The sequence below is a fragment of the Segatella hominis genome (assembly GCF_019249725.2).
Lineage (GTDB): Bacteria > Bacteroidota > Bacteroidia > Bacteroidales > Bacteroidaceae > Prevotella.
In genome coordinates this window covers 17,117-42,199 of the sequence record NZ_CP137560.1, presented here as the reverse complement: position 1 = coordinate 42,199, position 25,083 = coordinate 17,117, and the positions used below count along the sequence as shown (strand labels likewise).

The 25,083-nt window shown below is 40.0% G+C and carries 26 protein-coding genes and 1 tRNA gene; 18 read left to right on the top strand and 9 right to left on the bottom strand.

Features of this window, described 5'->3' with window-relative positions; translation table 11 throughout:
* Positions 1-222: 222 nt before the first annotated feature.
* Both KUA50_RS15635 and KUA50_RS15630 read left to right on the top strand, forming a co-directional pair.
* A complete protein-coding gene (locus KUA50_RS15635) occupies positions 223-387 on the top strand; it encodes a hypothetical protein (RefSeq protein WP_218457841.1) in 165 nt (54 codons plus the stop codon).
* Between the two features lie 43 nt (positions 388-430).
* Positions 431-634: a toprim domain-containing protein gene (locus KUA50_RS15630; protein ID WP_218457842.1), complete on the top strand. Its 204-nt coding sequence runs from the start codon at positions 431-433 to the stop codon at positions 632-634.
* A gap of 794 nt (positions 635-1,428) precedes the next feature.
* Here KUA50_RS15630 and KUA50_RS15625 read toward each other — a convergent pair.
* Entirely contained in the window at positions 1,429-1,620 is a 192-nt protein-coding gene (locus KUA50_RS15625) for a hypothetical protein (RefSeq protein WP_256624347.1), read from the bottom strand.
* Positions 1,621-2,342: 722 nt separating this feature from the next.
* On the opposite strand from KUA50_RS15625, the gene KUA50_RS15620 reads away from it, so the two are divergent.
* Entirely contained in the window at positions 2,343-2,633 is a 291-nt protein-coding gene (locus tag KUA50_RS15620; RefSeq protein WP_022109813.1) for a putative quinol monooxygenase, read from the top strand.
* A gap of 133 nt (positions 2,634-2,766) precedes the next feature.
* Positions 2,767-3,378 (top strand): HAD family hydrolase, encoded by a 612-nt coding sequence (locus KUA50_RS15615; protein WP_218457844.1) that lies wholly within the window; start codon positions 2,767-2,769, stop codon positions 3,376-3,378.
* A gap of 338 nt (positions 3,379-3,716) precedes the next feature.
* Here KUA50_RS15615 and KUA50_RS15610 read toward each other — a convergent pair whose 3' ends face one another.
* Positions 3,717-3,845 (bottom strand): hypothetical protein, encoded by a 129-nt coding sequence (locus KUA50_RS15610; protein WP_256624348.1) that lies wholly within the window; start codon positions 3,843-3,845, stop codon positions 3,717-3,719.
* A gap of 350 nt (positions 3,846-4,195) precedes the next feature.
* Between KUA50_RS15610 and KUA50_RS15605 the strand changes: the two genes are divergently transcribed.
* Both KUA50_RS15605 and KUA50_RS15600 read left to right on the top strand, forming a co-directional pair.
* Positions 4,196-4,810 (top strand): HAD family hydrolase, encoded by a 615-nt coding sequence (locus tag KUA50_RS15605; RefSeq protein ID WP_218457845.1) that lies wholly within the window; start codon positions 4,196-4,198, stop codon positions 4,808-4,810.
* Between the two features lie 53 nt (positions 4,811-4,863).
* Complete coding sequence (locus tag KUA50_RS15600; RefSeq protein WP_218457846.1) at positions 4,864-5,352, top strand: DUF695 domain-containing protein; 489 nt, start codon at positions 4,864-4,866, stop codon at positions 5,350-5,352.
* On the opposite strand, the gene KUA50_RS15595 is transcribed toward KUA50_RS15600, so the two are convergent.
* The 3 genes from KUA50_RS15595 to KUA50_RS15585 form a co-directional block, all read right to left on the bottom strand.
* Positions 5,347-5,841: a 3'-5' exonuclease gene (locus tag KUA50_RS15595; protein WP_218457847.1), complete on the bottom strand. Its 495-nt coding sequence runs from the start codon at positions 5,839-5,841 to the stop codon at positions 5,347-5,349. The genes KUA50_RS15600 and KUA50_RS15595 overlap by 6 nt on opposite strands.
* Before the next feature lie 475 nt (positions 5,842-6,316).
* Complete coding sequence (locus KUA50_RS15590; RefSeq protein ID WP_218457848.1) at positions 6,317-8,575, bottom strand: hypothetical protein; 2,259 nt, start codon at positions 8,573-8,575, stop codon at positions 6,317-6,319.
* A 99-nt stretch (positions 8,576-8,674) separates the two neighbouring features.
* Positions 8,675-8,800: transfer RNA gene (locus KUA50_RS15585), tRNA-OTHER, on the bottom strand.
* A 435-nt stretch (positions 8,801-9,235) separates the two neighbouring features.
* On the opposite strand from KUA50_RS15585, the gene KUA50_RS15580 reads away from it, so the two are divergent.
* The 6 genes from KUA50_RS15580 to KUA50_RS15555 all read left to right on the top strand — a co-directional run bounded on the left by KUA50_RS15580 (position 9,236) and on the right by KUA50_RS15555 (position 14,606).
* Complete coding sequence (locus KUA50_RS15580) at positions 9,236-9,457, top strand: HAD-IA family hydrolase (protein ID WP_218457849.1); 222 nt, start codon at positions 9,236-9,238, stop codon at positions 9,455-9,457.
* A 570-nt stretch (positions 9,458-10,027) separates the two neighbouring features.
* A complete protein-coding gene (locus tag KUA50_RS15575) occupies positions 10,028-10,507 on the top strand; it encodes a hypothetical protein (protein ID WP_218457850.1) in 480 nt (159 codons plus the stop codon).
* Between the two features lie 61 nt (positions 10,508-10,568).
* The gene (locus KUA50_RS15570; RefSeq protein ID WP_218457851.1) at positions 10,569-10,886 is read left to right on the top strand and encodes a hypothetical protein; all 318 of its coding nucleotides are present in this window, start codon (positions 10,569-10,571) and stop codon (positions 10,884-10,886) included.
* A 140-nt stretch (positions 10,887-11,026) separates the two neighbouring features.
* The gene (locus KUA50_RS15565) at positions 11,027-12,670 is read left to right on the top strand and encodes an ATP-binding protein (RefSeq protein WP_256624349.1); all 1,644 of its coding nucleotides are present in this window, start codon (positions 11,027-11,029) and stop codon (positions 12,668-12,670) included.
* 24 nt (positions 12,671-12,694) lie between these two features.
* Positions 12,695-13,336, top strand: a complete 642-nt coding sequence (locus tag KUA50_RS15560; protein ID WP_218457853.1) for an HAD domain-containing protein — start codon at positions 12,695-12,697, stop codon at positions 13,334-13,336.
* A 64-nt stretch (positions 13,337-13,400) separates the two neighbouring features.
* A complete protein-coding gene (locus KUA50_RS15555) occupies positions 13,401-14,606 on the top strand; it encodes a PD-(D/E)XK nuclease family protein (RefSeq protein ID WP_218457854.1) in 1,206 nt (401 codons plus the stop codon).
* Between the two features lie 33 nt (positions 14,607-14,639).
* Here KUA50_RS15555 and KUA50_RS15550 read toward each other — a convergent pair whose 3' ends face one another.
* The 4 genes from KUA50_RS15550 to KUA50_RS15540 form a co-directional block, all read right to left on the bottom strand.
* Complete coding sequence (locus KUA50_RS15550; RefSeq protein ID WP_218457855.1) at positions 14,640-15,545, bottom strand: helix-turn-helix transcriptional regulator; 906 nt, start codon at positions 15,543-15,545, stop codon at positions 14,640-14,642.
* A gap of 69 nt (positions 15,546-15,614) precedes the next feature.
* Positions 15,615-16,226: a M48 family metallopeptidase gene (locus KUA50_RS16950; protein WP_413777473.1), complete on the bottom strand. Its 612-nt coding sequence runs from the start codon at positions 16,224-16,226 to the stop codon at positions 15,615-15,617.
* Positions 16,223-17,569: a hypothetical protein gene (locus KUA50_RS15545; RefSeq protein ID WP_218457857.1), complete on the bottom strand. Its 1,347-nt coding sequence runs from the start codon at positions 17,567-17,569 to the stop codon at positions 16,223-16,225. The genes KUA50_RS16950 and KUA50_RS15545 overlap by 4 nt, the downstream gene beginning before the upstream one ends.
* Positions 17,570-17,577: 8 nt before the next feature.
* The gene (locus KUA50_RS15540; RefSeq protein ID WP_218457858.1) at positions 17,578-19,125 is read right to left on the bottom strand and encodes an AAA family ATPase; all 1,548 of its coding nucleotides are present in this window, start codon (positions 19,123-19,125) and stop codon (positions 17,578-17,580) included.
* A 136-nt stretch (positions 19,126-19,261) separates the two neighbouring features.
* On the opposite strand from KUA50_RS15540, the gene KUA50_RS15535 reads away from it, so the two are divergent.
* The 6 genes from KUA50_RS15535 (at position 19,262) to KUA50_RS15510 (ending at position 25,001) form a co-directional block, all read left to right on the top strand.
* Positions 19,262-19,582, top strand: coding sequence for a hypothetical protein (locus KUA50_RS15535; RefSeq protein WP_218457859.1), 321 nt, complete (start codon positions 19,262-19,264; stop codon positions 19,580-19,582).
* Positions 19,566-19,964, top strand: coding sequence for a hypothetical protein (locus KUA50_RS15530; RefSeq protein WP_318346091.1), 399 nt, complete (start codon positions 19,566-19,568; stop codon positions 19,962-19,964). The genes KUA50_RS15535 and KUA50_RS15530 overlap by 17 nt, the downstream gene beginning before the upstream one ends.
* 37 nt (positions 19,965-20,001) lie before the next feature.
* Entirely contained in the window at positions 20,002-20,535 is a 534-nt protein-coding gene (locus tag KUA50_RS15525) for a phospholipase D-like domain-containing protein (RefSeq protein WP_218457861.1), read from the top strand.
* Positions 20,536-20,553: 18 nt separating this feature from the next.
* On the top strand, positions 20,554-21,129 hold the full coding sequence (locus tag KUA50_RS15520) for a metallophosphoesterase family protein (RefSeq protein WP_218457862.1): 576 nt from the start codon (positions 20,554-20,556) through the stop codon (positions 21,127-21,129).
* Positions 21,130-21,628: 499 nt separating this feature from the next.
* Complete coding sequence (locus KUA50_RS15515; protein WP_218457863.1) at positions 21,629-22,588, top strand: AAA family ATPase; 960 nt, start codon at positions 21,629-21,631, stop codon at positions 22,586-22,588.
* Between the two features lie 13 nt (positions 22,589-22,601).
* Entirely contained in the window at positions 22,602-25,001 is a 2,400-nt protein-coding gene (locus tag KUA50_RS15510) for a S8 family peptidase (protein WP_218457864.1), read from the top strand.
* Positions 25,002-25,083: the final 82 nt, after the last annotated feature.

Here is a 25,083-nt window from a genome sequence, read left to right as displayed (position 1 = left end):
CATCATAGTGCAGTTTCCCATATCGTTGGTCACTACGCTCCAGTTCAAACCACGATATTTTCACCAACGCTTTCCCTCGGCAGGCTCTTTCTGTCGAGGGGGCTCTTAAGTCTATTCTTGTTTTTAATATCTGCTATATACGAGAAAATGACTTCACAAAACCGTTCATTCACTCTGGTGTATATGTAATAAGCGCACGAATGAACAAAAAATGAATGAAAGATGAACATACAACAAGCAAAGGAAATCAAACTCACGGACTATCTGAGCGTATTTGGACATCAGCCCAAACGATGCAGCAAGTCCACCTCTTATTATCTGTCGCCATTGCATGCGGAGACAAAGCCATCGTTCAAGGTGAACTTCAGCCGAAACCAATGGTTATGAACTGCGTAACCCATATTATAAAGGTTGTTTGGGTGAGAAAGACATGTCCTTGATACATTCACAGCAAGTTGGAGGGCAGGACAGATGCTGCATCTTCGAGGGGTTTATGGACTTTCTATCGTATAAGACTTTGGAAAAGCGAGGCGACAATGTGAGGAATATGACAGCTGTTACCTTGGGTACTATGTACAGTGGTTCTTTTGGTTCTTCTTCATATTGGGATTTAGTGTGTTTGTTGGGATTATAAGTATTGCGATAACACCACGGTACTATGGTTAATAAAAAAATGGTTGTGTAAGCAGTACAGTGACTGTTCTTTTTACACAACCATTTTTGGCAACTCAATTTTAGTACTTATTCATTAATCATGTCATAATACTTATTAATGTTTTTCACCACATTTTGTAGTGTGTACCGATTATTAGTAATCTCATTCATAATAAGTTCAACTAACTCTGGCAAAATCATTATAGATGTTTGTCTATAGTTAGTTTGTATTTTAGTAAATTCAATTTGAGGATAATGCGGAACTCTCAGGGAATCAATTTTATTTATCTCTATAGGATAGAGTTCATTAAAATCATTAAACATCCAAACATTTTGAAATGTAGAACTTTTTTTCCCTTTTAATATTGCATAACACAGTAATTGTTTTGGTAAGTACTCCAACGTATGAAATAAGTCCTTAGCTAATTTTTTTCGCATGACACGATCATCAGCTTCTTTCTTTGTATTTTGTCGCTTATATATTTTTTTTCACTATAACTTCTATATCGTTGAAACAAAAAATAATTAGAGCCCAAATAAGGTAGGCACAACAAAAGACAAGAACTATCCATACAAAGATACAGCGGATAAAAAATAAAACAACTACATCTGCACATAATATAGCAAATATCAATCTATTCTCATCTTTGGTTAAAAGAATTTTCATTATATCAAGAAATGTCTTCATATTATTCTGATTTATAAATTCTAACTACTGCAACCCTCAATCTTTTTGATTTTGCAATATTTATCATTGATTTTGTGCCAAAACTCTTACCGTCCCCAAAATGCTATCAAAGCATCAGCAGCTTCTGTCATTTGATTGTTACGGATAGGTCCAGCTACTCGTTCATACTTGTTCCATTCAGCAGGATATACCTCACATTGAAGATTGTGTTCTGCAAGCCATTTTCCTGTTTTATCTTGCTCCGCAAGCACAGCTTTTAGCCTATTCAAATTAGCCATATATTCATATATATATTGGTGCAAAGATATAGAAATATAACGAGAAAACATAAATTCTTTATTTAATTTAACTTCCTATGAGATTATATTTTGTGTTATACCCACTTTTATGAAGTACAAAAAATAAGAGCGATCCATTTTTTCCTTATAGACTACACTTGTAAAATGTCAAAATAGGAAAATTGCCATTGTTTTCCGTGTTAATTTTTGTATTCTCATGCTTTCAATTTATGGTTTCTTGCTTTTATTGTTCCTAATTTGTTTCTTACGCCATTCTGTCTACACAATATATATTGAATATCAGCATCTTATAAGCAATCAGTAAGATTTCAAGAAAAAGAAGCCTAAGAACGCAGCCGAGTCGTTGCAGGAAAAGATGGCAGGGATGCACGACTATGTGGTGACGTTGATGTTGTATATGCTGTATCTGACATACGCTGTTGAATTTCTTGAAATTAAGCATAATGCTGAACTTTTTTCTAAATTATATAGCAAATTTACGAAAAGTAAAGCATTTGCGATTTTCCATTATACAAATAAAATATTGTTTCTATGCCAACAGCTATATCATTGCCTTTATTATAGTGTTGCTCTTTCGCTAGGCATTTTGCTTATATGGAGCAAAAGATATTAAAAAATCATTTAAAAATAGATGATTTTCAGTATTATTCAGTACTTTTGCACCGAAAGTTTTTGATAGTAAAAATTTAAATATTACAGACATGATAAGACTGAATGTATTTTTTGAAGTGAAAGAAGGAGTGGATATGGAGCAACTTAATGCCCTGTGTCAGGAGTTAGTGGAAAAGTCATTGGCTGACGAAGGCAACATTGCCTATGACTATTTCGTTAGTGGTACTCGTGATGGCGTGATGATGATATGTGAGACTTGGCAGAACGCTAAGGTGCTGAAAACTCACATGGAGTCTGCTCACTTTACCACGTTGGTTCCTCAAATAGAGGCTTTGACGAAGCATGGATTGAAACTGGAACAATTTCAGTTTGAGAAATAACAGGTTTCCTTAAAGACGATATGCGACATGAGCCAGCTTCAGCTACAAGCAGTTCTCTGAATCATCTTTGCCCACGAGAAGGTGATTGGAGTTGACTTAACAGAAGAGTGCTCAACCTCTCTATTAAACAACAATGAAGATGCAATACAAAAATATCATTTTCGATTTGGGGAACGTACTTGTGAAGTTGAATTCTCTAGGATGTATGAATGCTTTCAAGGTACTTGGAATGGAGAAACTGATAGACTCTAACCCAGAGGCAAAGAGACTCATGGGTGAGTTAGGTGAAGGACTGATCTCTACGGAACAGTTTTGCGATGCGGCAAGGAACTTGACCCTGACAACAGTTTCTAATCACCAAATTATTGAAGCGGCCAATCGAATGTTGGTTGTTATCCCCGATGAGAAGAAACGCAGGCTTTTAAAGCTCAAGGCTAAGGGCTATCGTCTCTTTCTATTGAGCAACACCATAGACATTCACTGGGATTATTGTGTGGAGAAGTTATTCCCCTATCAGGGGCATAATGTGGAAGACTATTTTGAAAAAGTCTTCCTCTCACAGCGGCTCCATCTCTCCAAGCCGGATGCAAGAATCTACGAGGAAGTCATCAGACAAGCAGCGATAGTTCCTGAAGAATCGTTGTTTATTGACGACCTTCAGGAGAATTGTGTCGCTGCGGAAAACCTCGGCATTCATACATTCCAGAATGTTGAGTTTGATGATTGGCTCGACTTGGAATTATAGGAAGCCATTCTGACTGCCTATTGAACCTATCGATTCTTCCCTTGACGATTCGTATGTAGTTTCTTTTCATCTTGTCATTGAGGAAAGAATGACTAATGAGCAGCTCCGCTTCTTCTGGTAATTTCTTATGTATATCCAATACTGCAGAGATACGTTTGTTCCTCAAACCTATCAACTGACCAAACCTTTCAAAAACCAGTCTGCAAGGATGCCCTGTCCGCTCATAAATATCACTTTTCTCGGTATGCTCCGACAAACCACCATTTAGTCCAAGGTCATCACCCTCAATGTGCAGGGGAGTATTCATCAGATTGTAACCAAGGACAAGCTGATAGGTATCACCAATCTGAATGACGGAAAAATTCTTCAAAGTGGTCATCGCCATTGGCATAGATATGGTTGAAGACCACCAACTTGTAGAACTTCTCCATGACTACCATCCAAGCAGGAATGAATTTCTTAATCATTCTGGCATATCCTTGAAAGAAGCATCATACTTGAAGTAAGTTCCATTTTTATCGCTCGTTTTTCCAAAGGAGCGAGGCAACGTATTCCATATAATATTTGCTTTAGTAGCTTGCTAAAATTCCTAGAAAACGAGACTATTATTAAAAAAGTTGCATTTCTTAGTCGCTATTTAAATTAAATGATGTATTTTTGCACATTATTTATATATATATATGGCAAATGAAATGGGAACGTATTCTGATAGTTTTGGAATTTTGTTAAATTGGGAGCTTCAAGTTGAAGTTTTGAAGACCTATTCCCTTCAGAAGCAGAACTATCCCATGCTTTGCTTCTTAGACACTTATATTCAATGAGTACATATAAAAATATTATATTTGATGTAGGTTCGGTGCTGGTTAATTGGATGCGTATCAACCTCTACACAACCTTGTTACATGGTGATAAGGATAAGGCTAAGTGGATGGTGGATAACATCGTCACCAACTCCTGGAATGACCAGACAGACTTGGGCAAGCCTATCAAAGAATGTATCTTCGAACTCAAACAGGCTTATCCCAAGTATGCTCCTTATATCGTGGCATATTGGTATTGTTATAAGGACATGGATGCCGGTGAGATTCCAGGAATCTATGATGTCATGAAGGATTTAAAGGATAGGGGATATCAACTTTATTGCCTGACCAACTGGTCGCATGAGACCTTCCCGATAGTAAAGGAAGTCCATGCACGCCTCTTTGAACTGTTCGATGGCATTGTGGTGAGTGGCGAGGAGAAGATGGTGAAACCCAATCCGGAGATTTACAACCTCTTGCTTGGACGATATAACCTCAATGCTTCCGAAAGCGTCTTTATAGATGACAGACAACGCAATGTGGATGGCGCCAACCAAGTAGGAATACAAGGCATATTATTTACTGGTAGTAATAACTTAAAGGAGCAACTGGCTCATTTGTCGATTTTATGATTTCTATGATATATATAACATACGTTTGTGCAGGCATCTGTATCCTGGCACTTTTGGAAAAGTTGTTAGGCTTTGTAGCTTATATAAGGGATGGCTGGAAACAAGTCAATCAACTTTGTCCAAATAAAAAGCTTGAGGATTTGAATACCTTCACGAAAGGAGACAAGCTTTATGAGGGCAAGGTAAATGTTGGCCTGCGCAATTACCAAAAGAGAAATTTACTGAAGTGGTGCTGTCAGGTGACAGTTCCAATTGAAGAGATGGACGAGCAGGGCCTGCCCACGGAAAAGGAGAAAAAAGCCCTTGGGGACTTGATAGGCTCCATCGATTTATCACTTCGCATCAAATGTAAGGATGTGCCATATCCGCTGATTGTTGGTTTTGTGGAGGGCAATAATGTCTGCAGCATCTATTGGATGGTAAGTAATCCAGAAAATGCGGGCAAAGTGTTAGGCAAATTGAAGCTCGATCGCAAACTTCAGTATACGATGCGGCAAGATCCATTCTGGACACAATTTAATACTTTGCTGGAAGAGTTATAATAGTTCCCTAGCAATCCAAGCGCATGCCTCTGCGTCAGCTAGAGCATTATGGTGCAAAGTAAGGTCGTATCCACAATAGGCGGCAACGGTATGTAGCTGGTGGTTGGGTAGGAGAGAGCCCAACTTTTTCCTGGAGGCACGACAGGTGCAATGAAACTCATAGTCGTGATACTCCATCTGGTACATTTGAAATACAGCTTTCAGGCATCCCTCATCAAAGGGTGAGTTGTGTGCCACCAATGGCAATCCCTTGATCTTTGGTTCAATCTCAGCCCAGACCTCTGGAAACACCCTGGCATTCATGGTATCCTCCATGGTAAGTCCATGCACCCTTGTGTTCCAATAAGAGTAATACTCAGGCTCTGGCTTGATGAGACTGTAGTAGCTATCCACAATCTCACCATCTATTACTATCACAATGCCAACGGAGCATACGCTTGTGTGTTGCTGGTTGGCTGTCTCAAAATCTATAGCTGCAAAATTCTTCATATGTGCAAAATTAATGCAAATCTTGGACAAACCAAAATAAAAGTTGCTTTTATTGTCGAAATGCTGTGTTTTATATTTAAATTGTGAATCATCCCTTTTCTGAGAAGATCACCTTATAACTATTGAGATACCCGTTTTGAAGGTATGTTTGATATACTCCCTATCCATTATCTTGTCGTTTAATTGTTCTTTTTCCATTTCCATTGTTTGCTCATTCATTTTTTCTGCAAAATTAAGTGAATCGTGAGAAAAATTATTGCGCATGAAAAAACTTTTTGTTGTGTTAAACAAACTTACACAGGTGTGGGCTATCTTTGCATCAGAATTTTTAATTGATATACAATGGAGAAGTTTAATATTAATAAAGAAATGGCAAAGTTGAAAAAACTGAACATTATGTCTTCATAGATTGACTGATTTTCAAAATTTAGGCAAAAAGAATGAAGGAGGCCTTGTTTAGGTCTCCTTCATAAATTCAATATAACAGCTTACTTACTTCTGCCGGATTAAATGCCCACTCATGGGTATAGCTTTCATCTGCCTGTTCTGCAGAACCTACTATTTTCTGACTCTGTGCTTCGGCTTTCATCTTAAGAAGCTCACCAATCTTGAGTTTCCTTTGTAATTTTATGAGTAAAGCCTCTATATCCTTACTTCTAGCCGAACGCAATGTCTGTCCTGCGATAGGCATTTCCAACCAGATGATTTCTCGTTTGGCAATGTCCAGAACCCCGAATACCAATCCTTTGGAGAGATTGTCGTCGGCAACCCTCACCATGTGCTGAACACAGGAAGGGTCATAAGCTACTCCATCTTTCTCTGATATTTTCATCTTGTTGGCGGAGTTCATCCAACCAACTACAAGATTTGGAGATAAGGATCCACAGGAGTAGGCGTTGCATGTGAAGATGGCATACTTAGCTTCTGCAGCCTCCAGTTCTGGCAGTGACAGTTCAATGTACTCTGCTGTACCCACCATCTCAGGGATAGAACGTATGTCACCAGAATGCTTGGCACCTGTGCAGGTAAGATTGTAATAGGCACATTCCTCTATCTTATCCTCGTAAGAGATGCGACAGCTCAAGTCCATGTCCAAATGCTGGGCATGCAGCCCCTTTCCCCATTGCAAGAATAACCTTACCGCATCTCCTTCCATATGGAAGCGAGTTCCCATCAGTGCACAACTGGTATCCTGTATGGTTGTTGATCGGTCGCCGACGCTAATAGGTATGTCATATAACTCAGGGGCGATGTAGATGGTCTTGCTCTCTGTGTCCTGTGCCTTGAAACGCCTGAACATAGAGTCCTTGTACATACCATTCACATCCTCAATCATTTTCTCTCGTTCTACCTTACTGTATAGAGCAAGCAATTTGTTGTGTGGGATGATCTTCTGGATTCCAGTAATAGTCTTGATTGACCTGATGGAGTCGATGTCAAAATATCCTTCTGCTGCATTGCCAAGGGAGACGAGTAGTCTGGCTGGCAGCTCATCGGCAATCTCTCCAAATGCTTTCAAGGTTCTTAAGCTACCGAATCTCAACATAGTAGCAAAGAGACATCTGGCAAATGAACCTGGTCTTTCCTTGAGCATGCCTAAAACCTTTTCTGCCTGGTTGTTGTTCGAAGCCTGATCTAAGTTTCCCTGCCACGTGGTGTAGTTTTGTTTATAGAAAATGTCCATGACATCAGCTAACTTCTCATAACCTTTTCTCTTGGCGTACTCCGCCAGACGCAAGGCACGTATGAATCTTACCCACATACCACGCTTGGAGTTCATGTCCTCAGCCATCTTAATTGCCGAAAGCGGGAGATTGTTTATCCATTTGCTCACCGTCTTGCAATTTTTACGACTATACTTGAGCATGAGCTGCTGCTTCATCTGCTCTTGATAAGTCAAGGCTTTGTCACAAACAAAGTTCATGTGAGCTCCCAGTCTTCGAGCATTATTCATAAGAGTTGAAGGTTTGATGATCTGAACGTGCCCTGTCTTCTCAAACCATAGGTATCTCAAGATGTCTGTTGGAGTCTTGAAATAGTCCATGGCTCTATCAGCTTGACCTGTTGACACCCAATGTTTGATGACCAGCATCATGGTCTCCTTCATGCCAATTTCTGTACCTTCTGGAACCTCAAAACAATTCAAAAGCAGATTGAGTGAATCTTTTTGGGTTATATCAAGAGGAGTAGGAGAGGTAAGTAACGAAAGAAATATTCCCTTCAAATCTTCTCTGTTCAATAACCTAAGTTCCTTGAGCTTGCTTCCCTGTCCCTTGTACACATAATTTGTTGTTTTGAACGGTGTTCCACAGAAAGGGCATCCATTGTATCTTTCCAGTGGAAATGTACCATCTGGAATCAAGTGACCACAAGGTAGGGTAGTTCCCTTGATATTCAGTTCACCCTTGATGATGTTGGCAACCCAGGTTATAAAGTGGTCAGCGACTCCCTCGCCTGTAGGCATGTCCCATCCTTTGACAAGAGACGACCAATTGAGTCCAACTCCCATCACATCCTCTATGATAGAGACTATATCTGCTAATTTCGCCACAGGTACTTCGTCTAGTGCATGGAGAAGTTCTTCGCTCAAACAAAAGCCATTTTCTTTCAGGCGTTCAGTGAGGGAATAAACAGCAGGTGTCATCTTTGAGGACATGTCTATATCCTCTTTTTCAATATCAAGATACAAAGCCTTGTATCTCAAAGCAACCTTCAATAAATTCTCATCGTTCATAATTATCTATTATATAATAAGGTAATAGAGGAACTTCAAACCATTAAGAACTGCAATCTTATGTCATGTAGTAAGTCCCTCTTGACCTATGTTAATAATTGGGGCTGCAAGCTGGAATCGAACCAGCGACACTAGGCTTTCATTGCAGCAGTATGTGTGAGTTGACCAGCTTGATGATGGTAATTCCCACACAAAACTATGCTCTACCAGCTGAGCTATCGCAGCCATAAACTATCTTCAAGCAATGAAAATTGGAGGTAATAGCCATGCTGAGTACCCATAGCTCTAGTACTACAACAGTACTAGCGATTCATTAATGAAGTAAGCATCGCTTGACCTCCAAATATCCATATTTCTTGTTTTCGGATGCAAAGTTACAACATGGGTATGCAGTCTTTCTGCGTAGATAAGAAAAAATATACTCAAGCCTGAAAAAAACAAGGATTGAGCATGTTGTGAATATTTATCAATTTGCCATAAATCTCCTTTAATAAAAAAGGGGTGAAGCGGCCAATCGAATGTTGGTTGTTATTCCCGATGAGAAGAAACGCAGGCTTTTAAAGCTCAAGGCTAAGGGTTATCGTCTCTTTCTATTGAGCAACACCATAGACATTCACTGGGATTATTGTGTGGAGAAGTTATTCCCCTATCAGGGGCATAATGTGGAAGACTATTTTGAAAATGTCTTCCTTTCACAGCGGCGTCCATCTCTCCAAGCCGGATGCAAAAATCTACGAGGAAGTCATCAGACAGGCAGCGATAGTTCCTGAAGAATCGTTGTTTATTGACGACCTCCAGGAGAATTGTGTCGCTGCGGAAAACCTCGGCATTCATACATTCCAGAATGTTGAGTTTGATGATGGGCTCGACTTGGAGTTATAGGAAGCCATTCTGACTGCCTATTGAACCTAGCGATTCTTTCCTTGATGATTCGGATATAGGTTCTTTTCATCTTGTCATTAAGGAAAGAATGACTAATGAGCAGCTCCGCTTCTTCTGGTAATTTCTTATATATATCTAATACTGCAGAGATACGTTTGTCCCTCAAACCTATCAAAACTGACCAAACCTTTCAACAACCAGTCTGCAAGGATGCCCTGTCCGCTCATAAATATCATTTTTCTCGATATACTTGGACAAACCAAAATAAAAGTTGCTTTTATTGTCGGAATGCTGTGTTTTATATTTAAATTGCGAATCATCCCTTTTCAGAGAAGATTACCTTATCACTATTGAGATACCTCGTTTTGAAGGTATGTTTGATATCCTCCCTATCCATTATCTTGCCGTTTAATTGTTCTTTTTCCATTTCCATTGTTTGCTCATTCATTTTTCTGCAAAATTCGGTGAATCGTGAGAAAAATCATTGCGCATGAAAAATTTTTTTATTGTGTGAAACGAACTTACACAGGTGTGGGCTATCTTTGCATCAGAATTTTTAATTGATATACAATGGAGAAGTTTGATATTAATAAAGAAATGGCGAAGTTAAAAGGACTGAACATTATCGAAAAATGCTCGGCTTTAGACGATTTGCTTGATGATTTGGAAGATGCCCAAGAGCAGATTATCAGTGCCAAGGATGAGATTTCCGAAGAATACGCCAACGTTTTTAAGAAGAAGTTCCACGAGGAGATAGCTTCCTTTATAGCGGAAACCTTCGATGGCAAGATTCCATATGTTGAAAAATATGGTTATCAAATCATGTATGACAACAGGCCCATTTATATAACCCTTTATTGTATTTGTGGTGAATGGTCTATTTGTCTTTTTGTAAAGAGTGGAAGTGCAAAACATCTGATAAAACTTGCAGGTGTTTTAGGTGTCAATATAACAGGGAATGGGGCATCTTTGAACTTAGAAGTTACAGAGAAAGATTTGCTTTCCAAGGTGAAGCAAATCCTGTTACTCTCAGACTCCTACGAAAAATGAATCTTTCATCAGGTAAGATTCTTATTTCATAAATCGAACATATACTTAAAAATAAAGCATTATGGACAAAACTATAAAAGAGCAATTGGATAAGATGGAAAACCGTTTGAATGAGGCTTTAGATAATGACCTCTTCTATGATCCTGAGTTTGACATGGATGAGTTTCAATCAGAGGTTTGTTCCTTTGAGAGAGACCTGAACGAGCTATTGGAGTTTAATCGTGAACATCTTCAATTTCCGGAACTGGAGAAGATTTGTTCCATCCAGAAGAAAATCAAACAGGTGAAGGATGAGTATGAATTCTATGATCCAGAGTATGAGAGAAGCGTCATGTTCCCAAATGGTGAGGATGAGGAAGAGGATGATTTCGCCTTCTAAATATAGACAAGTATGGAAAATAAATCTTATTTGAGAACTATATTGGGAGGAACGGATTTTAGAAGTCTTTCCCTCATGGAGAAAATAGTATGTATTAATGTAGTGCTATTATGGTTATGCAAACGTCGTGTAAAAAAGATATGGAGCAGATGGACTTGCTCCAAGCATTCGAAATAATCGTAGATAAGGCAAAGAATTCTTCTCTGGGTGAGAAGTTCTATGAGGAGACTGATTCATATCTTGGATTTGTCTCCGATAAACTGGACATATCCAAGCGTGCCAGTGCCATCATGGCCTTGTTTGCCGACAGATGCGATGACAGTCACATCCAGTTCTCGGACTTTACGGATTTCTTGGGCTGCCGCATCCTTAGCTTGCTTCGATATGCCAATGAAATCCAAGAGCTTGTTGACAAGGAATATATCTGCCGCAATAGGGATGAAGGTTTCTATTATACCATCCCAATGGAGGTGATGGAGGCGTTCCAACATAATGAGCGTTATAATCCTATGGATGTGGAGGAACTTACAGCCAGAGAACTATTTGACAAGTTCGATGAGTTGTTTACGAAATGTCGCCGTAGAAAGATTGACAAACAAGTGCTGAGAAGGAAATTGAGGGCATTGGTAGCCAAGAACGAAAAGTTGGCTTTTGTCAAGGCGATGGCTTCCTACGATGTAGATGCGGATGATCTGTACTTCCCGCTTTTCGTCTTGTTTTGTACACTCTTTGTTGTCAATGGTGATGATGACATCCGATACCACGACTTGGAATTTATATATAAAGAAGGCGATGCAGAATGGCGATGCGAAAAGCGAGGCTTGAGTCAAGGTGATCACTTGTTTTTTGTGGAGAAGTTCATTGAATATACCAATGATGATGGCTTTGTGGATAGAGAGTCGTTCAAAATTACGGATGATGCCAAGAAACAGCTTTTCTCGGAACTCAACCTATCATCCATGCGTGGTTCTCGCCCGAAGGGTGGCATGCTATCCTTTGAGGACATCAGCCCCAAGCAACTATTCTACAATAGCAAGGAACAAAGGCAAGTGGAAGAGTTAACTTCCCTCTTGGATGAGGAGCATTTCCAGCGTATCAAAAATCGATTGAAAGAAACCAACTTCAGAAGCGGCTTTGCCTGCCTTTTCTATGGTGCGCCTGGTACAGGAAAGACAGAGACTGTGCTTCAGATAGCCAAGAAGACTGGCCGTGACTTGATTCAGGTGAACGTTTCAGAGGTTAAGAGCATGTGGGTAGGCGAGAGCGAAAAGAATATCAAGGGCATCTTCGATGATTATAAGAAGAAGGTGAAACAATTAGCCAAGGCACCCATCTTGCTTTTCAACGAGGCTGATGCCATCATCGGCAAGCGTCAGGTGGGGGCGGAAAGAGCCGTTGAGAAGATGGAAAACAGTATTCAGAATATCATCCTTCAGGAGATAGAACAGTTGGATGGCATCCTCATTGCCACGACCAACCTCGCAGAGAACATGGACAAGGCCTTCGAGCGCCGTTTCCTCTATAAGATACAGTTTGAGAAGCCAGACTTGAATTGCCGTACTCAGATTTGGCAAGCGATGATTCCGCCTTTGAATGATGCCGATGCCAGTTACCTGGCGGGCAAGTATGATTTCAGCGGTGGTGAAATAGAGAACATCGCCCGTCATTTTACCATCCAGTCGATATTGCATGGCCAGCCAGAGAACATGGCCAAATCCCTTGTTGAGTTTTGTGAAAATGAAAGACTGGAAGGGAGTCGTACCAAGAGAAAAATTGGATTCTAACGGCTGATATATAACAAAAAAGGTATGGAGAAGTATATATTTTTAGATTTTGATGGAGTAATCAATACTCCAAAAGGTAAATTTGCTAAGAAAGCTGTAGCCAATTTGCTCCATTTGGTGGAAAGAAGTGATGCCAAGATCATCATTTCTTCCACTTGGCGATTGCAAGGTATGAAGTACATACAGAAGTTGTGGCAGGAACACCATATGCCAGGCGAAGTCATAGGCTTGACACCTTCTTGCAATTCCGTTAACTTTAGCAATGTAGATGGGGTGGAGGAATGGCAAGGCTTACATGGATGTAAAGGCTTGGAGATTGCAGAATGGCTAAGATTGAACGCCAAAGAGCCTTATCGTTATATAATTCTTGATGACGAGGAAGATTTTCTGTTTTCTCAACGAGAACATCTGGTGAAAGTTGAAGGTAGCAAAGGTCTTGATAAGGCTGATGTGAGAGTAGCAATTCAAATTTTAAATACCAAAGAGATCAGTCAAATGAAACGTTGGTTTTATGGTGCCCTAAAATTTATTGCGGTCTATATCCTTATGGTGATGCTTTTCATGGCTTATTTTTGTTGGTATCCAGAAAAAGAGATGAACAACATGAATCGTCGTGCCCTAATGTACAAAGAGTGTTTGCGTAGTCATTTTCATTGGCAAAAATAATAACTTCTACAATAAATTAGATGGAATTTCGTTTCTAAGGTAAACAATTATAGCTTATAATGCGATGAATGATATAATCAATATTCTAAACCAAGTTCGAATAGTTTCACGAAAAATAAAAGAACAAAGAAAAGAAAAGTTTGAGCGTGGTGAAAATTATAATATTTTCAATGATTTGGGCTTCATGTCAGATGAAGTCCATCTACACTCTATGTTTTTGGCAAACCTGCTGAATCCAAAAGGAAGTCACGGACAAAGAGGCAAATTCCTTGAGGCATTTTTGAAAATGCTGCAAAAAACATTTCCTGCAATATCTGCAGATAGTTTAGAAATAGACACGACTATCGCTTCTGTAGAAGTAGAGAAATATATAGGTAGGCAAACTGATAGTGAAGGCGGCAGAATAGATATTTATCTTACTGATGGCAAGCATAGTATTATCATAGAAAATAAAATCTATGCAGTTGACCAATATCATCAGATGCTAAGATACTGGAATTATGGAATGTCACAAAAAGGAGACGATACGGAAAAATCATTTGTATTGATTTACTTGACATTGGATGGTTGCTCTCCTTCAAAAGAATCTTTGGGTGAAGACTTAAAGGAAAATGATATAGTTTGCCTATCCTATAAGAGTGATATTAGAGGATGGCTTGATCGTTGCGTGGAGTTGGCTTCAAGAACTCCGCTCGTGAGAGAAACTATCAATCAATATATTAGTACTATTGACATATTAACAAATAACGTTATGGAAGATAATAAGGACCTATTAGATATTCTATGTAAAGAAGAAAATTTAGATGCAATTTATGATATTGCAAACAATAAAAATATTGTTGTAAACAGATTTATAAAAGAAGTGTTTATTCCTAAATTAAGGGATTTAGCAGAAAGCAAAGGGTTGATTATGGGAGATGATTGTACAGAGAATTGGATGAAAAAATCGGATGTAGTAGCATCATTTTATAATCACCATTGGAAGTATCTTAGACTTGCATTTGGATTTAATTGCGGAGGAATGAGAGATCCATACTTTGGCTTTCGCACAAAAACTGGAGTCAAGCGTGAAGATGTAAAAGACTGGGAAAATGTTCAAAAGAATTATTCCTCCCAAAGTGACCAATATTGGATTTGGAAGATTTTTAATGGAAATCAATATTGGGATAATGCCTCTGGGATAAAAGACTTGCTGAACGGTAAAACTTTAAATGATTTCTCAAGAATGTTTGACGAAGCTATAGATTGTGTCAAGGGACTGGATATTTAGTCCCTTGACAAAAGAACATTGATGGGTTGCCTTTCAAAGATACTTACTTGCAAGATTTTTTATTCTTTCCTTCACCTCTTCTCTTAGCCATAGAGGTTCCAACACCTCCACGGTATCCATGTTAGAGAAAATCTCCTGTTCAAAATCAAATTCTGGTTTCAAGTGATACTCAAAGATGGAGTATTCTTCTGTTCGCTCTGCTTCCTTTTGCGACTCATGGAGAGGAAGATTGCGTATGTAGTTACTCTGGAAGGCATCAACCTTTAGCACTACCTTTTGAACTTCGGAATCCTTGTTATTGATGATGCCAAAGCAATCCTTGAAGTATTCAGCTGGTTCCAGATTCTTAGGCATCTTGAACACTTCCTCGGAGATGATGACATTCTCCATACGGTCAAGTGCATAGCAACGGATATCGTTCGTGCCAGGACTATATGCGACCACATACCAACGTTTCTTGAAAGCCTTCACGAAATAAGGATGGATGTCAAACTCATAATACTTTTCGTTATAGTAACTGTAGTAAGAGATGAATATGACGTGGTTGTCGCGCATCGCCTTGATGATATCCTCCAGGAAGTTCCTGCCAGATGGCATGTCCTCCAGGAGAACCCTCTCCTTGAGCTTGCGGCTGTTACCTACCATAGCATTGAGCGAGAAGGCGTTGAGCAACCAGTTCCTGGCGCTTCCTTCCTCGAAACAGTCACCATACTCAATGTGATAGCGGAATCCGCTGCCGCATTCGATATTAATCTCAAACAGTTCCTCGATGGCATGGAGATTATTGATGAAGGTACGGCGAGAAAGTTCCGTTCCTTCACTAATGTCAGAATCCAACCATCTGCTTTGAATCTCCTTCAAGGTGATGCCACCCCGGTTCCTTGCTCGATGAATGGTCTCTACGAGCCAGACATATTTGTTCAATTGATTGATAGCCATATTCTATAACTTTTAAATTTTGGCACAAAGATAATGAAAAAGTGAGAAATAATGTTGCACAGTTGCCAATTATTTTAGTAAGAACTCTATCATTTCGTCGTATTTGGCGAAAAATACACTTTCCTTCATTTTGCATAGTTTGGCATCTCTACCTAGCAGGAAACTAAAGTACTCCCAAAATTGTTTCCTATGATGCATAAATTTGAGATGACTCATTTCATGTAGGATAATCTCGTCAATCAATTCCAATGGGAAAACCACAATCTTTGGCGGCAAGAAAATCTGTTTATAGATGGAACATTGCCCCCATATGTTCCTTCTCTTCAATTTTTTTATGATGACTTGTCTTGCATATAGATTTTTCTCCTTTTCCCAATAATGCAATCTCTTGGGGAGTTCAATGTTTGCCAGGTCTAGAATCTTATTCTTAATGATATTTCTTAGCCAACTTTGAATGTTTCTGTTGTCGAATTTTGTGTCATGGCAGTAATAAAAATCAATTCTCTTTTCGTTTACTTGCGCCATAATCATACATCGGTCTCCTTTGGTATAGATACTTCTTCCTTCACATGAAAAAATGCTTTCGGATTGCAAGAGTGAGTCTTTCACCTCATGCCATCCTACTACAAGGCACCATGTGCATAACCTGAGCGAAGGGTTGATTGTATATTTTGTCGTCATAAGTTCCACATCTTATCTAAAATTTCCTTGTAGTCCTTTGCGTATGGATTTCTTCTTTGGACATTAAGTCCGTAGAGACGAGTTCCTTTTTCTTGTTCTTCCTTCAGTCTCTGCATTGTTTTTTTTATAGGAAGAGGAAAACAGAAGTCGCTGATGATAAGTGCATCGGCCATGGAATATTTTTCAGAATCGAGCATCTTGAAAATTTCCATTAGCATTTTTTCCCCATTAGTACCCCCGGAAAAGCTGCCCTTGAAGAATTTATCTATCTTATAATAATTACTGGGTCTTGCCAAGTCCAAGGTCTTTGTTCTGATAGAGAACGAGATGAGAAAACAGCTTCTCTTTTCCTTTTTCGCTATAGCCGCGAGTTGCTGCAATAGAGACTTTGCGATTTCCAAAGGTCTACCACTCATGGATCCACTTGTATCAATACAAATAATCATGGGGCCTTGCAGAAGGCGAGGCTTCTTATAATGAACCGTTGATTTTTCACGCTTGTTCTGTGCAGCCTTTGAGGAAAATTGCTGCAGCTGTCTTTTTGCAAACTTTGCATAAAAGGTGGGAGAGTCCATCATGGCAATCTCCGTGGGAAGCAAGCTATCCAGGTCATTTCCCAAGGATACGCCATCTATGTCTTGCCTGTCATGGGAATGCTTGAGTAATATAGGAATGTATCTAGTCATGGTGGCATCATCCATTTCTTCACTTCTCTCTTTTTCCCTTCCCATCTTCTTGGCTATCTCCTTTAGTTGAGGGTACTTGTGGAAGAAACGAGCCTTCTTCTGTTCCTTCTTGTAGTCTATGTCACCACAGGTTATGATTTCTTGCTCAATTTTTTGCATACTATTGGAAAGTACTTGCGCAATCTTCTGGTCTTTCCTCTTCTTGCTAGCCTCTTTCCAATTAGCTTCCATGGCATCAAAAATTTCGTCAGTAGTTTTCTGTTTTTTTCCAAATTCCTGGATATATCCATGTATATTGAACATGCTGCAGTCGAAAGTATCGTGCAAGTGCTTGGCGATACCGTTCCATGCCAGGCGTTTTTGCTCTATGTTGGATGCAAAGAAGTGGGATAATATCTTCATTTCTTCCTCATATTCCCTCTCTATTGTGGAAACGACAGGCAATATACCCTCCAACATGGAAATAATTTCCTTTCTGAAAATTTCTTTCCATGTCTCTTCTTTTCTGCAAAGTTCCTTGTTTCCTGAGTCTTGGCAGATTTCTTCTATATACCCTGCCACAGGATCATCCTTGTACTCTGGAGGAATGGGCTTCCCCTCGATGTAGAGGTCAAAAAGCCCAGAATATTCGTCAATCCGTTTGTCTATATCTTCCATATTAAAAATTATATGCTAGTTTTTATCTTCATTTCCAACGCCTCACATTTCTTTCGCAAGTTGTCGGCATACTTTTGGATGACCTTCAAGTCAGTTGAAGACACAAATAGATTTTCCTTTTCCAGCAACCTCATCTTTTGGTTAAGTTCATTGCCTATTTTTTGCATCTCCTCAATGAGATGTGTGTCTCCTTCAGAAAACAAGTTTTGTTGCCCTGTAGGAGGGAAAATGGGCTTGCTAGCCATCTTTGATGGTTCCATCATGTAGAGTGCATTATTTACGATAATTCCACCTTGCGCCCTTCTCAAACTGACGATTTGGTGCTGTGGATACTTCTTGGATGAGAAGGGACCTTGAGGAACTCTCCTGATAATCCATCCATTCTTATCCTTATCAAAATAGAGCACACCCTTCGTCTCGATGTCCATCAGCAGGTATCCATAATCTTGGAGAAAGAAGTAGGTGTCTCCCCAGTTTGTGCCCATAAGCTTGGTATAGAAGTAGAAATAGATGTTGAAATCTTCAGAATTGATATTGGCTATTTTACTGTTTGCCAATGCATTGCCTTTCGTTTTCAACCCTTTTTCATACTCTTTCTCCACAACTGAGCATTTATTCTCAATGTTCCAGAATAATGACTCTGTAACGATTTTCATGACAGGTTCAATGGTCTCTACCTTGTTCCATAGCACATGATAGAGTATGGGAAGATCGGTTAGGTCTATCTCCTTTCTTCCATTTAGAAATGCCGATGTTTGCAGCAGATGTACTGCTTTCTTCCATCTTCTGTCTGATATATAATAGTCTAGAGGACTCGCGGCTTCATCCTGTGACTCGGTCTCTTTTAGCTTCTTGCGAATGAATGTGATATCCTTGAGTATATTGTCAGGAATATCGATATCTTCCACCTCTTCAAGGATTTGTGTGTATTGCTCGTCTGTTATGAGAAGTTCGGCAGGAATGACAACTTTACTCTTGTTCTTCCCCTTTAGCATCTTGTAGAATGTACGTTCATTGGCTATGGGGTTAGAGACAACTCGTAATATGAATCTATCCCAAAGGGCTTCCAACCCTTCATCCTCTTTAGGTAACTCATTGGATGCAGCAATGAGTGCTTTCATAGGAAGCTTGATGGTCTCATTTCCGTTTTGGTAGATTTTCTCATTGATGGCTGTCAGCAAGGCATTTTGAATGGAAGGTCCCGCTTTCCAGATTTCATCCAGAAACACCACATTTGCCCATGGAAGATACCCTTCAGTTCTTCTTTCATAAGTATCCTCGTCTTTCAGTTTGGATATGGAAACTGGTCCAAAGATCTCGTCTGGGGTAGAGAAACGCGACATCAAGTATTCAAATTGTTTCTTTTCGGCGAATACTTCCTTGAGCCTTCTGGCAATCATACTTTTGCCAGTTCCGGGAGGCCCCAGCAAGAATATGCTTTCGCCAGCAATGCTGCTAAGCAAGGTCAAGGAGAAGATGTCCTCTTTTTCCCATACTCCTTTACTCATCAGTTTGATGAGTTCCTTCATTTGTAGCTTTATCTCTTTCTTTTCCATTGTATATTTATTTTGTGGCAAAGGTAAATATTTCCTGTGTAAAATGTTGTCACACCTAAAATATTTTTCAGGTGTGCAGTAATTTTTCCCATTTTCAGACTACCTTTGTGTCATAGATATAAAGTAATAAGAAATAATGGAACAAACTAAACACGGAATATCGGTAAAACGCCGTATCTATTCCTTTCCAATGAAAGGAGAAAGCAGGGCAGAGGCTATCTGCCGGTCTTTTAGGCAATACACCCTGGTGGATTGGGCAAAATATAATAAGGTGTCTATGCGAATCGTCACCTCTGTAAAATATCCTTTGCTGATGGGAGAACTGGTTCAACTTATGTCTGTGTCACAATCATTTATGGACAGAATAAAGGTGGATCTTGTACAGGAGACATTGGGCACAAGTGAAGAACAACTATTGTTAATCATTCAAGCATATGAAGATGAATCAATGGGTTGACTTTGACACAGGTGATGAAGCTCAAAGTGAGACTGTTTTTTCCTATATGGGAAAGACATATAGCATAGAACTCAGTTTGAGTGTTGGCTTTGGCGATATATGGTTTGCGAATTTGTACTCAGTGACAGGTGATAAGAAACAAAAATGTGTATCAAACATCAAAATTCCAACTTGTGATTTTGACGAACTCTCTTGGTTGAAACAATACTTGGAGAAACGAATGGATATGCTCTTACTAGAGCTAAAAAATGAAGTCTCATCCGTCAGCTTCGAGCCAGAGGACATTGCCGGCTTACCCATATCTTCAGATGATAAAATCAAACTGCTTGACATGTTGCATGGTTTATGGTTTGATGTTTATAAAGTGTTCCAGGAAAAATAAGGAAACAGGTTTCGTATCACTTAAAAAATGAAATAAAATGTCAGAAACTACGTATTATAAATACATAAGCAATGGTGCCCACTATACTGATGTCATCGCCAAGATAGCGAACGTGAAACATCATCTTTGGATAGGGACTGCAGACATCAAGGATTTGTATGTAAAAAGCAGTTCCATGACCGTTCCCTTTCTCAAAGTCATCTCTCGATTAATTGAGCGTGGAGTGGAGGTTCGGTTAATCCATGCCAAGGAGCCTGGCCCTAATTTCCGCAAGGACTTTGATGATTATTCGATTCTTGCCAAACGATTGGAGAGAGTCTTGTGCCCAAGGGTACATTTCAAGATGGTCATCTTTGACTTGGAGACTGCCTATGTTGGGTCAGCCAACCTCACAGGTGCAGGCCTCGGCATGAAGGGGGAGAGAAACAGAAATTTCGAGGCCGGTGTCCTGACCAATGCCCCTTCCTTTGTGGAGCAAGCCATCAACCAGTTTGACTTCGTATGGAATGGAAGCCAATGCAAAAAATGCGGACGGAAGAGATTCTGCCCAGATTCACCATTGAAGTATTAACTTTATAAGATTAGATCAATGCTATTTAACTATAAGGAACATCGGATTTTTGCATTCTCTGACTCTCATGGAATGCACAAGCGGCTTCATATCCCTGAAGAAGCAGACATCCTGCTTTGTGCTGGCGATGTAGTGTCTGACTTTGGCAAGGATGGCATGGAGAACTTCTTTTCCTGGTTGTTAAGCCATCCTGCCAAACTTTATATTTTTGTCGCAGGTAATCATGAGCTGTTCTTGGAAGACTGCTTAGAGCAGACAATTTCGCTTTTACCTAAAAAAGTAGTTTTCCTTCATGACTCCACCTTTGAGTTTGATGGGATAAGTTTTGGGAATATATCCATGCGAAGCTTGCAAAGTAAGGAGCAAAATGTCCAATCTGCTACCAAAATGGACTTCTTGATTACCCATATTCCACCGGAAGGCATACTTGACGAGGGTAGGGGAAGCCTTCCTCTACTGTTAGAGGTTTATCGCTCTCAACCTCGTTTCCATGTCTTTGGCCATGCTCATTCTTGTGGAAACCAAAGCAAGGGAGGTGCCTTTACGGAGTTTTACAATGTCTCACAGTTTAATGAACTTAGAAATAAGAAATGAGAAGTCATAACTAGACCAACCTCATTTCTTATCAAACCACTTTACTATCAGTAAATATAGATCTTCTCCTAAGTTATCGTCATATGATTGATACCATCTATAGCTTTTCCCATCAAGGTCGGTCATGATTTTTTATCTTGCTCCTTTTTTTTCCTGCAACGGATGTTTTGAAGATGTTCTTGTAAGGATAAGAAAGCCATCCCTACAAGTAAAAGGGAGATTGAACATTTCAATCAATTCTGTGATGCATTCCACTCTCTTATTTTTTGGCAGTGATATAGCTGTTGGCACAAATGATTTATATAATGCAGTCAGAAAAGGCTGCATTTATCGTTATAACCTACCCCATCTAAATATAGCAAAATTGCGCCTATTTGTAATAAAATTGCAACAAACGTAATAAAAAAACGTAAATATACGTCCCTTGTAAGGTGAAAATTCGTGAATTTGGAAAAAAAATCATATTTTTGCAAAGCAAAAAATGTAAATAAACAGAAAAATGGCTACAGCTGATCAAATATTATCTCTGATACGAAATCATCAGAACAACGATGATACGCAATTCAGAAAGGTTGCCCTGCAGATTTCCGCTGTGGAGGCAAGGAGTGGTCATGCCATAGTAGCACGTACCATACAAGAATTGCTCAACCAAAAGAAAACATCCTTGGGTACGGTACGTTTGGTGTCTAAAAACAAGGATATAGATGACTTGCTGCTGCAAGTAGATACCTATGATGACTTGACAAGTCTGGTACTCAGTCAGGAGTTGAAAGAGAAACTGGACAGAGTCATCAAAGAGTATCTAAAGAAAGAAACTCTAAGTAAGTACGGATTGGCAAATCGCCGAAAGCTCCTATTGTATGGAGCATCGGGAACAGGAAAGACGATGACAGCCAGTGCCCTTGCAAAAGAATTCAATTTGCCGTTCTTTGTTGTGCGAACTGAAAAAGTTGTGACCAAGTTCATGGGGGAAACAGGTCAGAAGCTAGGTAGAATCTTTGATTTTATCAATGAAGTACCAGCAGTATATCTGTTTGACGAATTTGACGCCATCGGTTCTCGGCGAGGAATGGACAACGAAGTTGGCGAACAGCGAAGAATACTCAATACGTTCCTACAACTGTTGGAGCGAGATGATTCTGACAGTTTTATCATAGCTGCCACCAATAGCATAGAATCCATAGATAAAGCCATGTTTAGGCGTTTTGATGATGTCATAGAGTATAAATTGCCAGATAGAGAACAGCGATTAGCATTGCTTCGTGAATATCTCTATACTGCAAAGGACTTGGATTTCTCATCTGTAGAGCCCTTGTTTGATGGCATGAGTCATGCCGAAATCAAGATGGTTTGTTCAGACATATTTAAGGAATCCCTACTTAATGACAGGAAGATAGACCTTCCACTGGTTCAGACCATAGTGAATATGCGTCAGCAGTTAAATCGTCAAACCTGCTAAATAATGGAACTTTATGCATAAGAAACATTTCTTTTTAAGCAACAATATAGCCGAAGCCCGTGGTTTTTCACCACAGAAACAGGGCTTTGACGGTCATGCCCTTCCTTCAAAAGACAGAGCTGCACAAGCAAGTATGGTAAAGGAGCAATACGTAGCTGTGGTTAATCAGATTGTTACTCATTTGGAAGAAAGAGAAAAACAAGGACAGCCTGTGGCTAACGGAATCTATGTCGATTTGAAAATGGACAAAAGTTTCATACCAGATTCTTTGGGCAAACAAGACAGTCCAAAAGGAGCAACCATCATGAAAGTAACTGACAACGGAGAAGAAAATGACGTTGACGTTACTGTATATGTAAAGAAGGACAAGAAGGATTGGCTTAAAAATAAAGTTGACGACTATTCTTCCAAGAATACAGCAAAGGGAAAGCCATGCAATGAAAGGTTGATCGCCCCTATCAATGGTGTAGAAGCAACAGACATTCGCACACTCTACGTGTCAGCGGAAGAATTTGACACAATACCAGAAGAAGGCTCATACATTTACGAATTGTGGATGAGCCATAGCAAAGAAAACAGCCAAGAACGCATAGAGAACACTTTGCATCAACTGGGTATAGAGAAGATGGCAGAGCCTTTGCTTTTTGATGGTGTTGATGTATGGTTGATTAAGTCAACCAAGCAACAACTCTGCACCCTGCCACTGTCATTGGGATATATTGAAGGCATACGTCCCTACCATAAGCCATCCATTCTGACAAGCAGCAACCCTGAGAAAAGAGAATGGAGTGAACTCATCAAAGGAGAAATCACCTACGACCAAGATGCGGATGTGATAGTCGGCATATTGGATTCGGGAGTGAACAATGCACACGAACTATTAAAGCCAGCACTACCAGACGAGCGAATGGATGTAGCCATTGGTGTGCTGGAAGCAACCGACAAGACAGACCACGGTACTGGTATGGCAGGATTAGCCCTGCTTGGTGACTTGACAAATATTGCCTACCAACGAGAAACACCAGTAGCAGTGCATCATGCACTGTCGTCGGTTAAAATTTACGAGGCTGGGCATGAAACACCAAAGGAATTTTATGGAGCAGTCATAGAAGAAGCCATCGGCAAAGCTTCGGATATGGGTGCATCCATTCAATGCATGGCCATTACAGACGAAAGCGCCTACAACGGCATAGCCACCTCCAGTTCAGCAGCACTTGATGAAAGCATCTACCATCAGGGGCAATGTGACAGATTGGTTTTGGTTTCAGCAGGAAACATACAGACACCCGATGTAGACCATAACAACTATATAGAATCCTGTAAGGCAAACGCAGTGCAGAGCCCTGCACAGGCTTGGAATGCCCTAACTGTAGGGGCCTATACCGAAAAGACTCTTGTAGGCGATGAGAGTTTCAAGCCATTGGCAGCCCCAGGTGGTGTATCGCCATATTCATGTAGCTCATACCCATGGCATGAGAAGCGCAATAAGCCAGAAATTGTGATGGAAGGAGGAAATGTAGCTTATCATGACTTGCTCAGAGAAACCTCACATAGCGACCTGAGTCTTGTAACAACCAGCAATGAGCAAGAAGAGCCATTGGAACCTTTCAATGCGACAAGTGCTGCTACAGGATTGGCGGCAAGACTTGCCGCACAAATAAAAGTGGAGAATCCGCAACTGTCAATGCTCTCCATCCGAGGCTTGATGGTGCATTCTGCTCGATGGACAGATGAAATGATGCGTATAAATAATGTTGAAGAGCGTATGACACTCTGTGGATACGGCGTTCCAGATGAGAACGCAGCCGTATATAGCAACGAAAAATGCGCCACTTATATTTTTGAGAATCAACTGGAGCCCTACACACAAGGTGACAGTGGCAACATATATGGCAAGATGCACTACTACGACTTGCCATGGCCAAAAGAACTGTTGGAAGATATGGGAGACGAATACGTAAGAATCCGCATCACATTATCATATTATGTGAAGCCATCCCCTGGCTATGCCGGAAGGACAAGCAAGTACCGCTACCCATCTGCTACATTGCACTTTGACCTAAAGACAGCAACAGAAACAGAAGAAGAGTTTCTGTGTCGTAGGAACAAGCAAGAAGGAGAAAAGACCACCCAAAACGATGCAACCAGATGGAACGTGAAACAGCAAAAGCGAGAAAGAGGCACTGTACAATCCGACTGGATTGAATGTACTGCAGCAGACTTGGCTGAAATGGACAAGATAGTAGTATTTCCAGGTCAAGGATGGTGGAAAGAAAGGAAACTGGACAATGTGGACAATTCTGTTCCCTATTCTCTCATAGTTTCAATAGAAACCAAAGAGACAGACATATACAACGCTGTAGAAACAGCTATTAGCAATCGTATAGGGGTACCTATTGCACAAGAAGTGTAATATACTCCATAAGACATTGAAGAAGGGCAAAGCTAAACACTCAGCCCTTCTTATTGTTTATACCTATAATAGGTAATATCAC